Source organism: Fibrobacter sp. UWB12 (genome assembly GCF_900142485.1).
Classification (GTDB): domain Bacteria; phylum Fibrobacterota; class Fibrobacteria; order Fibrobacterales; family Fibrobacteraceae; genus Fibrobacter.
In genome coordinates this window covers 24,055-36,128 of record NZ_FRAZ01000005.1, presented here as the reverse complement: position 1 = coordinate 36,128, position 12,074 = coordinate 24,055, and the positions used below count along the sequence as shown (strand labels likewise).

Sequence of the window (12,074 nt, the reverse complement as noted above, 5' to 3'; positions counted from 1 at the left end):
CAAGATTCGCGCGGCTCAACGGCCGCGCATCTCGGTTATTTAGATCTCATTTTTAGAAATTCACTTCGTCGGCGTTGAGCACCTTGAGCTCGATGCGGCGATTAGCACGACGCCCAGCTTCGGTAGCATTGCTTTCCCTCGGGCGGCTCGGGCCATAACCCACAGCAGTCACGCGTTCTGCTTCGATTCCATTTTCAATCATGTAATCGCGGACGCTATTGGCGCGGTCTTCAGAAAGTTTCTGGTTCAGTTCATCACCGCCTTCGCTACTCGTATGGCCTTCCACTTCGATTTTAGCCTTCGGATTGCGCTTGAGGCCAGCAATGGCAGCATTGAGCGTTTTCAAAGAACCCGGAACGAGTTCAGCACTACCAGCCTTGAACGTAACACCCGTGAGTTCAGAACGAGTATCATCAAAGACGACTGTAATTCCACCCGTGCTTGCCGTGCGCGACACATAAGGCGTTTCGCCACATTCGAACGGACCCGTCAAACTTTCGCAGAGAATCGTGTAAGTATCTTCACGCGGAATATGGAAACTGGCTTCGCCATACACGTCCGTCGTAATCACCACCTTTTTGCCCTTGTTCTGCCCCACAAACGTGAGTTTCTTCTTTGCATGCGGAACGTCCTCGTTGTTCGTGTAAGTCACATTCAAAACAGCGTGAGTCTTGTTCGGGGCAAGCTTTCCGGCAGAAGCAAACGAAACGGCTACCATCGCCGAAAGCAGGGTGCGTGAAATCATTCTCATTCTTGTACTCCAATTGATTTTTCGAGCCAAAAATAAAAATTGATAGACGGAGTTTCAAATTATCTTTAAATATTTTTTGAAATTTCTAGATTTGCGCCCGTACGATATACAAGGAGATTCCATGAACTTCAAAAAATTCACAAGCGCACTTTTGGTTGCAGGCCTCGTCTCTGCAGCCGCTGCAGCCGATGGCGAATTCAGCCTCAAAGGCAACGTCCAGATGCAAGCTACCAAGATGATCGCAGACCGCGACAACAACTTGAGTTCCCTCTGGATCCGCGCCAACATTGGTGGGCAGTACAAGAGTGAAAACTTCGATGCTCTCGTGATGCTTCGTATTTTTGCCCCGCAATTCGGCAACAAGATTAAAGATGGTGACGGCAAGACCACGAGCTACGACAAGATTCTCGCCGACCTCTACTGGGCAAACTACAAGTGGAATTTTGAAACCTATAAGTTGAACCTCAAGATTGGTCACTGGAAAACGGACTGGTCCCAGTCTACCCACTTCGGTACCTATATCGACAAGGACCTCACGGCACGCGGTCTCTGGATGCGCGACTACAGCCACAACGCTATTGAACTCGGCTGGCAGACAGGTTACTCCAACTTCACAGCCATGCTCGCCACACGTGACAACAAGGCTAACACGGGTTACTTCCGCTTAGAAGAAGGCCTCAAGTTCGACTTCCCGCTCGAAGCTAAGCTCGCCTACCGCGTGAACGCTGTTGACGTCGTGCAAAATTCGGCATACATCACCCACCGTATAGCAACATACTTGAGCTACAAGCCGATTGAATTTTTACGTTTCTATGGTGAATATGGCTATATCCATACGCAAAAAGACAGCCACATCAATGGTAAAGAAGAAAACTATGTCGCTCAGGAATATAAATACATGAAGCCGGGTGACTCTTACCATCCGTTCTATCTCGGTGCTGAATACACCCCGAAAAAGGATTGCTTCATGAATACTCTCATGAGCAGCCTCTACGTTGAATGGGAACACATCAACGACCGTGCAGCTCTCACTGGTGGCAAGAACATCGACAACTGGGCATGGACAGTGGCTTGGGCCAAGAAAATCGCAAATTCCAAACTCCAGTTCAGTGTTTATAGCGGCAACGAAATCAGCGATGTCGGTTTTGCATTCCGCTTGACCAGCACAATCAAGTAATAAACGCGCCAAAACGCGCGGGCATATTAACTAAACTGCGCGAAATTCGTGAAAAGCATTTGAAAAGCCAGGGTACAAACACCCTGGCTTTTATTTTACCCATACGAGAAATAATGGATCCTTCGCTGACGCTCAGGATGACGAAATGCGGAAAATAAAAACGACCAACTTTTCGTTGGTCGTTTTTAGTACCCCCAAGCGGACTCGAACCGCTGTTGCGGGAATGAGAATCCCGAGTCCTGGGCCACTAGACGATGGGGGCAAGTGCGGCACATTATAGCAATTTAAGCCATATCCGTCAACCAATAATTGAATTTATTTGCTGACGGATTTTGTGCGCGCTCGAGAGCATTGCTCTCGCGAAAGCCCTTAGTCTCTGTAGAAGAGGTCGAGGTTGCTCTTAACCGGCGTAGAAGCTTCGAGATTCGTAACATAGTCGTTGAATGCAGTCATCACGCCAAAGCGGTATGCATTGTCAACATCCTGCTTGATAGCGTCTTCAACGTCTTCAATCTTCGGAGCCTTCTTGGAAACGACCTTGAGCATCACGGCGCCATTTTCAGCGACAACCGGAGCGGTCCATTCACCGACCTTAGCCTTGCCCACAACGCGTGCGACCTGAGCATTGCCGTAACCAAAGCCCGGAACGAAACCTTCAACAGAAGCATTCTTGGATTCGATTTCGACCTTTTCGATCTTGGCTGCAGCGGTATCAGCCGGATTGTAAGCCTTCACCTGAGCGGCAACAGAATTCAAGTAGTTTTCAGCAGCCTTAGCAGCCTTCTGCTTGAGGAGAGTTTCCTTGATATTATCGTAGTAGAGCGGGAGACTACGTTCGCCAGCCTTGAAGGAACCAACCTTCTTAGCAATGACAACCCACTTGTTGTTTCTGAGCACGCCAGAAATTTCACTGTCTTCCTTCGGGAGGTTTTCGTTCGGCCATGCGAAAGAAGCGAGACCCTTGAGGTAACCAAAGGCAGCCATGTTGCCATCACGAGAAACCCATTCAGAAGTCTTGACTTCGAGACCGCGAGCCTGAGCTTCGGTGAGCAAGTCAGAACCAGCATCGACATCCTTCTTGATGTTCGTGAGGATCTTTTCGAGGCTGTCAATAGTATTAGAAGAAGCAGTCACCGTAAGGAGAATGTGGCCAACCTTGACCTTTTCGACTTCACCCTTGGCATTCTTCACATTACCATAAGACTTGATGATGTGGTAACCGAACTGAGAGCGGACCGGTTCAGAAATCTTGCCAGAATCAAGAGCGAAAGCAGCGTCTTCGAACGGCTTGACATAAGCGCCACGGCCAACGAAATCATCGCTCAAGATGCCACCCTTTTCTGCACTACCCGGATCTTCAGAAGAAACGCGGGCCATGTCTTCGAACGTCGTTGTCGAAGAAGAATCGGTGAGCTGGTAGTAAAGAGTCATTGCATATTCACGGATGCTAGCATCGTCGCCTGCAGTAGCTTCGACCGGAATGGAAACATACTGGAACTGAGCAATGTCCTTCTGCACAAAGAAACTATCTGCATGAGCCTTGAAGTAGCCAGCAACCATCACGCTATCCACGGAGTTGCTATCCACAACAAACGATGCACTCGGGGCGACCGCCACCTGCAGTTCGTAATCCGTCAAGCGACGTTCAACACTCCACTTGGCTTCGAGAGCAGTCGGATGAACAGAAGCACCAATCAAAGTCTGGAGCTGACGAGCCGGAATGGTGTTGTTCTTCATTTCGTCTTCGAGCATGAGCATTGCGCTCCAGCGGTATGCAGCCGGAGTTTCAATCCAAGCGTCATAATCAGCCTTGTTGAAAGTCGTATCCGTGAGGAACTTCGGCAAAGAAGCGATGTAGGCCTGAGAACGCTGCATCAAGTCTTCCTGAGAGGTAGCCTGCTGCTGGATAGCATAGAGGCGAGCCTGAGCTTCCTGAACCAAACGACCGCGAACAGCGTCGGAATTGCGCTTGAACTCGTTCTTGAGTTCTGCAACCGAGGCGTTAAGTTCGGCCTTTTCGAACTGTTCAGCAAAAAGAGCCTGACGGACGAAGCTAGAGAACACCTGAGCGCGGAGCTGGGAGTACTGTTCGTCGTCCAAGTGCTGATTCTGGTACTGATTCTGCACGATCATCTTCACGCGAGAATCAAAGTCCGTGTAAGAAATCTTGGTATCATTGACAACGCCGATAGGATAGCTACGTCCCTGATCCGGAACACGGTCCATGGCCAAAAGACCGATGGCGATACCGGCAGCAAAGATCACAATTACCCACTTGGCTTTTTCATTAATCCACGTTAACATAGAGACAACTCCATTAAAATTTTGTCGCACGAAAAATAGCAAAAAAAAATGTTTGCATTTTATTTTATCGAAATTGCAAGCCAAATATAATGCCGAAAAGCCCTATTTTTTCTATTTATTGGACATAAAAAATACATCAATTCCTTTGGAGTATCTCATGTACGATATTTTGGTTCTGGGTGCCGGCATTTCTGGATTGAGCGCAGCTCTCCACGCGGCAGAAAAAGGTTTCCACGTAGTTATCCTAACCAAAGGAGCAAAACCGGACGGCTCATCAAACTATGCACAGGGCGGTATCGCTACCGTTACCGAAAAAACAGACAAGTTTGAATTTCACATTGCAGACACGCTCGAAGCTGGCGCTGGCCTCTGCAAAAAAGAACCGGTCAACATCCTCACCAAGAGCGGCCCTGCGACAATCAAGCAGCTCGTCAAGTGGGGTGTCGAGTTCACACCATCGCCCGAGGATAAATCGCAATTCGACCTCCACCTCGAAGGCGGACACAGCCACCACCGCATTTTGCACGCCGCAGACCTCACCGGTAAAGAAATCATGCGCGCGCTCCTTTGCGAACTTCACAAGCAAAAGAACATCGACTACCTTGAAAACTGCTACATCAAGGACTTGATTTGCGAAGGCGAAGGCAAGGCAAAGCGTTGCATCGGTGCAAAGATTATCCACCAGAAGTCCGGCGAAGTCGAAAGCATTTTTGCAAAGGCCACCATCCTTTCTACAGGTGGTGCAGGTCGCATTTGGCAGTACACCGTTTGCCCGCCCGACAGCTGTGGCGACGGCATGGCGATTGCAGCACGCGCAGGTGCAGCCCTTCAAGACATTGAATTCATGCAGTTCCATCCCACGAGTTTGTACGCACCGAAGTTCAAGAAGCCGTTCCTCATTTCCGAAGCGGTTCGCGGTTTCGGCGGCATCCTCAAGAACGACAAGGGCGAAGAATTCATGAACCAGGTGCACCCGCTGCACTCCCTCGCCCCCCGCGACATCGTTGCACGCGCCATCCACAGCGAAATGCAGCGTCTCGGCAAGGACCACATGTACATCGACCTTTCCGGCCGTACCCCGAAGGATATCAAGAGCCACTTCCCGCACATTTATTCTAAATGCTTGGACGCAGGCATCGATATCACCAAGGAATGGATCCCGGTCGTTCCGGCAGCCCACTACATGTGCGGCGGCGTTCTCGTCGATACTTGGTCTCGCACCGAAATCAAGGGACTTTATGCTTGCGGCGAAGTCGCAGCAACGGGCGTTCATGGAGCAAACCGTCTCGCATCGAACTCTCTCTTGGAAAGCGTCGTATTCGCAATCCGCGCTGTCGATGACATCGAAAAGAGCGGCATCGCCAAGGAAAAGTTGAACGTATCCAAGTCCAAGAAGGAATCGGTCAGCTTTGCAAAGGCCGCCTACTGGAAGAAGCGCAAGAAGATGCTCCAGGACATGATGTGGACGCACTGCGGCATCGTGCGCACGGTGGCAGGCCTCAACCAAGGTCTCAAGGTCATCGAAGAACTCCAGAAAGATGTCGATGCGGCCATCAAGAACAAAGAAACAGAAAACTTGCACTTCCTGGAATTCCTCAACGCATTGCAGGTTTCCAAGATGATCCTCATTGCAGCCCTCCGTCGCAAGGAATCTCGCGGACTTCACTACATCCTCGATTACCCCAATCAGGACCCGAAGACAAAGCACCAGAGCATTTACTTGAGCGACAAGAAATAAATCTTTTTCTATATAGGGACGCATGGAAGAAGTCAAGGCAACACAATCGAGGAAAAAAGTAAAGGATCAACTACCGTCCAAAATTGGCGGATACAAACCCATACAAGCTCTAAACAGTGGAGCCATGGGCAGTCTGTGGCTTTGCAGAGACCCTTCGCTTGACCGACTTGTCGTTGCCAAAAGACTCCATTCGAACTTGAACCAGCAAGATGTGTATATCAAGCGGTTCCTGCAAGAAGGGAGCATCCTCGCCCACTTGAACCATCCTAGCATCATCCAACCGTATGCCCTCTGGAAAGATAGCGACGGCAATTATACGATGTCCATGGAATACGTACAAGGTTCAAGCCTCAAGGACTTGCTCTTAAGGAACAAGCGACCGCCTATTTGGGTTGTCGAGACAATCTTGTACGAACTTTTAAGTGCATTAAGCCACGCCCACCGCAACGGAGTCACTCATCGCGATCTAAAGCCCGCAAACATGATGATTGACAAAGACGGCCGCGTACGCCTTTTGGACTTTGGAATCGCCCATACCGAAACGCCTCTCGAAATTGGCAAGGAACTTACGCAGACCGGCTGCATCATCGGCACCGCCGCCTACATGAGCCCCGAGCAAATCATGGGAGAAAAGGTCAATTACGCAAGTGACCTCTATAGCGTAGGCATCATCGCAAGTGAAATGCTCATCGGCGAAAATCTTTTCCGCGGCAAGGACTTCGAAGAAACGCGCGAAAACATCCTCAAGATGAAATTCAAGCTCGAAGTTTTCCCGGACGACGTTCCCAAGCCACTCCGCAAGTTCGTGCTGAAGTTGCTCAACAAGCGAGCAAGCAAACGCCCGTCCTCAGCATGCGATGCAGCAAACGAGCTTGCCGACATCATGAAAGAATACCCACGCGACATGACGCCATACATTGCCGAGTGGGCTGATACGGTAAACGAAGACCAACCCGTTGATACCGTTATGTCTCCGAAGCCGCAAAAAACTACATTTAAGTATGGAATAGGATTTATACTTGGAGTGAGTGTTGCGACGGCAGCTTTTATTGCCATCCAGCTTGCGACTTAGAGGATTAGTCCAATGAATTGGATAGACATTGCTTGCAGCGCTTGCCTGCTTGTTTTCGGCGCCCTCGGATTATGGCGTGGTCTACTCGGCAGCGTGTTCAGATTTTGCGCATGGGTCTCTGCGATTTTTGGAGCATACTTTGCACAAAGTCTTTTCGGTGATTTTTTCGCAAGGAACTTCGCCTTTGGCGACTTTGCATCTCACCTTATTTGCACTTGCATCGGCTTTTTGGTTCCATTCCTGCTGTTTACGTTTATCGGGCATTTAGTCGGCGATTCTATCAAGAACACGATTGTCGGAAAGACCAACCGCATTCTGGGGCTCTTATTCGGACTCGTCAAGGCGGCTCTCGCCTGCTTTATTTTGCTCACAATTTTGCATTTGCTCCCCGTCGAAGGTAATCTCAAGAAATTGAGAAACGATGCGATTTCGTACAGCGTCTACAAGTCTTCGCTCGAAACAATGGGATTTTCATCTGACGAAGTAAACCTCCGCAAGATGGCAAAAGAAAAAGCAAGCGAACTTACCAAGACGATTACAGACAAAGCAAAAGGCTCGACAGAAGAGACCGCAGATTCGCTCAAAAGCGCCGCCAAAAATGCAGCGGATAGTGTAGCAACCAAAGTCTCAGAAACAGCCGAGAAAGCCAAGGATGCCGCCATTGCAGCCAAGGACGCTGCAATAAAGACCTTCGAAGAAGGAAAGTCAAGCAATTCCGCTTCGTCTTCAAGCTCTGCTAAAAAGTAGCCGAAAAAGGGAGATGCCCGCACGGTGGCGGGCATGACAATTGTTATTTCGAAACAAGCGGCGCAATTTCAAGTAACGCAGCCGCATTCATTATTGTTTTACACATCGCCACCGCTAAACCCTAGCGATTCTTCAAGCCAGGTATCGGTGCGCTGTACAGCCACACGACTTTGATACGATTTACGGCCAGCACGATATTGCGCCCACTTTACCGCTAAAGAAGCCAATGGCCCAGCATGTCGAAAGAGCGTCATCAATGGCGAAGGCAAATTTCGACGAAGCACTTCATCTTCAAAACTGGCATAATGGCTTGCGCTGCCCGGGTCGCCCTGACGCGCCGAACGCCCAAAGAGCTGACGGTCAATTCGTGACGACATGTTGCATTCCGTCGCAATCACATGGAGCCCGCCAACTTTTTTTACACCAGCCGGAATCTTGATATCCGTACCACGCCCGGCCATGTTTGTAGCCACGGTAATTGCGCCTGCCTTCCCAGCTTCGGCAATGATATTCGCTTCGTCATCACTGCGCACAGCATTAATAATTTTGCAAAAAAGACCCGATTCCGACAGCATCCGTCCGAAAGTTTCACTTTCGTCAATATCCTTTGTACCAATCAAAATTGGTCGGCCCAACTTATGGATACGAACAACTTCATCCATAATAGCCTTGCGTTTGCTTTCCTTAGTGGAATAAGTCTTTAGACGATAAATTTTACGTTTATTCTTGCGATGGTTCGGGATACATAGCACCGGCGTTCCATAGACCATCCAGAATTCATTGGAAGCTTCTTTCCCGGTTCCGGTCATTCCCGAGAAATGCTTATACAGTCTAAAGAAACGCTGGAAGCTCATTCTTGCTTCGGTTTCCTTAAGGCCCGTCAATTCAAGACCTTCTTTCAACTCTATCATTTGGTGCAAGCCGCCATTCCAAGAACGCATCGGCATTTTACGGCCGGTAGACTCGTCCACAATAACAACCTTGCCTTCTTCAATCAAATATTGACGTCCGAGGAAAAAGAGTTCCCTAGCAATCAAAGCCTGTCGCACCAAATCCTTCAAGAACGAAGCTCTGCAAAAGCCTCCATTTCCACCATTTTTTTCGGCAAGTTCATCTTGGATTTCTTCAAGGCGCTCATCCATATCGACCAAGAAGCGAATCGTTCGCAACTTGATATCGACTTTATAATCAACATCGCGGACCAAATTGTTAGAAAGTCCAAAAGCGATTTCGCAGGTTCTATTAAAGCCCTTGTTTTCTTTTTCACGAGAAATAATCAAAGGAGTAACGGCTTCATCAATAAGCACATTATCTGCTTCGTCCACAATAGCAGTAAAAAGTCCGCGTTGTACAAGTTTATCCGAAAACGCATTTTGCTGTAAAGTAAAGCTATCCAAAATTCTCTTCGAAAAATTTTGGCTTTTGCCCATAGCTATACGGTCACGCAAAAAATCCGCAAGCACTTCTTTCGCCGTAGAATAAGTCACATCGGCAGCATAGCCTGCGCGTCGATCAGGCGGTTTCATGGTCCCGGTAACCGCACCGACAGAAACGCCACAGAAATTATAAAGGCCTCCCATAATCTGCGCGTCACGAGATGCGAGGTAATCGTTTGCCGTAATCACATGGCAAGGGCGACCGCTCCACCCGCGAATAACACCGCACATTGCCGCCGTTACCGTTTTACCTTCTCCTGTAGACATCTCAGCGATATAGCCGTTGTACAAAGCAAGGGCACCTGCAATTTGTTCTACATAAGGGCGATATCCCAGAACTCGCAAAACAGATTCTTGCACAAGAGCAAAAGCCTCGGCCAATACATCATCATTTACAGGACGCTTAAACTTTTCACGAATATCAAAAAGCTTTTTTTTCAATTCAGAAGATTCAAGAGAAGCAAATTCCTTCCCCATGGCATCGATTTTTCGTGCAGTCCTAAGCAGCTTGCGGCGGACACTAGAACGTTCCTTGAACTTTCCTACCAAACGATAAACAACCGCATCTAACCCCGAAGGGATTTTCTTGATGCGCTTGAGCGAAGTCAACCTGTAATTATCCGTCAAGTTCATGATAGCAACTCTAGAAGACTACAGCCTGTAATACTTCTGCAAAGCCTGGCGGGCCTTGCGAATTCCCTGCAACGCAATCGGCTTCTTTCCTAAATCAAAGCGGATTTTTCCAGAACGGCCATGTTTCATAAGAGCGCGCTTGTCATCGGCCATTAGCGTTGTTCTCACCAAATAAACAGGTTCAGCCGTTTGCTCCGAATAACCGTTCGTTTTCGTTTCAATATCACCACCGCCATGCCAGCCTAACGCATTCGAAGGGAGCTTATCTTGGGCCGTGGGAATCACTTGAATTTTATCCGTCAAAATTTCCGTAAACGCTTCGCCGTTCAAGCGAACACTCGTCTTATGCGGAGTCCCCGAAAACAAGCGTGAAACATCTTCTTGACTTACGACCGCTACAAAATCATACGAAGTCGTATCAAGCAAAATTCCAATCGAATCCCCCTTCTTGACATGACGCCCCACATAATTCTGAATATCACCCGTGCTAAGGACGCCATCCATTCCGGCCACTAACGTCAACCTGTTCTGCCTTTCTATAAGATCATCCAAACCTTGATTCAAAACATTCAACCGAATTTTTATAGGATGCATATTTTCTGGAGAACGTTCCAAGGCTTGATAGTACATTTGGTTCGTTTCCCTAATTTCACCCTGTTTTTCTTCGATTTTATAAGTCAACTCTGGATTTTCGAGAACCATGAGCGTATCACCCACATGCACAAAATCGTTAGAAATATGGTTCACGCCAACAACGACACCGCTCTCGCCCACAATGCTGTTTTCGAAACGGCTCGCCTCGATAACACCCGGCGCCGTAAACGTATCGGGCACAGGCAAATAAAACAACACGCCCACAAGAGAAGAAAATACAAGGAGCGTCAATAAAATCGCTCGACTACGGACCTGCGCAAGAGCGGGCCCCGCAAATATATACTTGATAAACTTACCGAACGGGATAACAAGCATGGTCAAGCAAAGCAAAGTCCCCATTATGAACGACAAAATCAAGTAATGCTCCGAAATCGCAATGACAAGCCCTGCGAACAAGAAGAACCTGTAAATAGCACTCGCCACACCGTAGAACGTGTAAATAAAGCGTTCGCTCCATGTATCCGCAATGTTTTCGGCATCGTACTTGCGGAACACATAACGTTCAAGCAGATACTTCAAATGACTAACAGAACGTTGTTGCAAATTGGGCATATCCAACAAGTCCGTGAGAATGTAGTATCCATCAAAACGCATCAACGGGTTCACGTTAAACAACACCGTCGATATGGAACAAATGATAAACACATTGTATGCCAGAGCCTTTAAAATTCCACCGCCAAGATTCGCCCATAATATGAGCGCCACCGCAGCGATAAAGAATTCAAAGAGCATGCCGCCAGCACCCACAAAAACGCGTTGCCATTTTTTGCGGAAAGACCAGCTCGCAGTAGCATCCATGTACGGAAGCGGAGCCAAGAGCATGAACATGATGCCCACCGTGTGAACTTCGCCACCATACTTTTTCACAACGGCGCTATGCCCGAATTCATGGAGCAGCTTAACAACCACCGTACAGACATACACCCAACCGATATTCGACGGCGATAAAAATCCGTGTGTCTGATCCTTGAGCGTATCGAAATTTTCAATGCCATATTTTGTCGCAACGATAATCGCAGCAAGCCACACAAGCGCAAACGGCACACTCAACAAAATGTTGATGAGCCACTTGAGCTTACGCAATAGAAATTCAGGATCAAAAACAGGGACCTTCAAAAAGAAGATATTCAAAAGAGTCGCTTTCACCTTCTTGCGAACATTCTTCTTGTTACGGTCAAACAACATCGTACCATCATCCACGCCCTCGTACAAGAGCATGTTCGACTGATACAACTGCGAAAGCATTTCGATGACCTCGCCCTGGCTAGGAACGCTCTCGGCACCGCTATTCAAAAGTTCGTTCCAGACCTCGCCCACCGTTTTATGCGAACTCAGCTTAGAAATAAATTCGTACGCCCCTTGAGGCAAACGGTAATACTGATTTGTAAACGGTTCATAAAGAACGTACCACAGAACGCCACGATAAACTTGGCGATGAACGTGGACACTCGAACGCAAAGTAATTTTACTCTCTGCAAGCCGGTACCACGATTCATGAAAAATCTTTCGCTGTTGGTCTAGAATCATCTAAAAACCTTGCAAAGCAAGCTCATTCCATTATT

The 12,074-nt window shown here is 48.2% G+C and carries 8 protein-coding genes and 1 tRNA gene; 4 read left to right on the top strand and 5 right to left on the bottom strand.

All coding sequences use genetic code 11. The annotated features are described in order from the left end of the window. Nucleotides 1–52: 52 nt before the first annotated feature. Entirely contained in the window at nt 53–751 is a 699-nt protein-coding gene (locus tag BUA34_RS08505) for an OmpA family protein (protein WP_072828321.1), read from the bottom strand. A 121-nt stretch (nt 752–872) separates the two neighbouring features. Here BUA34_RS08505 and BUA34_RS08500 point away from each other — a divergent pair, with 121 nt between their 5' ends. Further along, nucleotides 873–1,928 carry a hypothetical protein gene (locus BUA34_RS08500; protein ID WP_072828317.1) on the top strand — a complete coding sequence of 352 codons (1,056 nt, stop codon included), beginning with the start codon at nt 873–875 and terminating at the stop codon, nt 1,926–1,928. Between the two features lie 189 nt (nt 1,929–2,117). Here BUA34_RS08500 and BUA34_RS08495 read toward each other — a convergent pair. Both BUA34_RS08495 and BUA34_RS08490 read right to left on the bottom strand, forming a co-directional pair. Next, a tRNA-Glu gene (locus BUA34_RS08495) sits at nt 2,118–2,190 on the bottom strand. A gap of 107 nt (nt 2,191–2,297) precedes the next feature. Beyond that, a complete protein-coding gene (locus BUA34_RS08490; protein WP_072828312.1) occupies nt 2,298–4,232 on the bottom strand; it encodes a peptidylprolyl isomerase in 1,935 nt (644 codons plus the stop codon). 157 nt (nt 4,233–4,389) lie between these two features. Between BUA34_RS08490 and nadB the strand changes: the two genes are divergently transcribed. The 3 genes from nadB to BUA34_RS08475 are packed head-to-tail and all read left to right on the top strand — an operon-like array spanning nt 4,390 to nt 7,789. After that, nucleotides 4,390–5,970, top strand: coding sequence for an L-aspartate oxidase (gene nadB / locus BUA34_RS08485; protein WP_072828309.1), 1,581 nt, complete (start codon nt 4,390–4,392; stop codon nt 5,968–5,970). Between the two features lie 22 nt (nt 5,971–5,992). After that, the gene (locus tag BUA34_RS08480) at nt 5,993–7,042 is read left to right on the top strand and encodes a serine/threonine protein kinase (protein WP_072828306.1); all 1,050 of its coding nucleotides are present in this window, start codon (nt 5,993–5,995) and stop codon (nt 7,040–7,042) included. Nucleotides 7,043–7,054: 12 nt separating this feature from the next. Further along, nucleotides 7,055–7,789, top strand: coding sequence for a CvpA family protein (locus BUA34_RS08475; protein ID WP_072828305.1), 735 nt, complete (start codon nt 7,055–7,057; stop codon nt 7,787–7,789). Nucleotides 7,790–7,887: 98 nt separating this feature from the next. On the opposite strand, the gene BUA34_RS08470 is transcribed toward BUA34_RS08475, so the two are convergent. Next, on the bottom strand, nt 7,888–9,858 hold the full coding sequence (locus BUA34_RS08470; RefSeq protein ID WP_072828304.1) for a preprotein translocase subunit SecA: 1,971 nt from the start codon (nt 9,856–9,858) through the stop codon (nt 7,888–7,890). Between the two features lie 18 nt (nt 9,859–9,876). Further along, on the bottom strand, nt 9,877–12,039 hold the full coding sequence (locus BUA34_RS08465) for a zinc metalloprotease (RefSeq protein ID WP_072828303.1): 2,163 nt from the start codon (nt 12,037–12,039) through the stop codon (nt 9,877–9,879). Between the last annotated feature and the right edge of the window lie 35 nt (nt 12,040–12,074).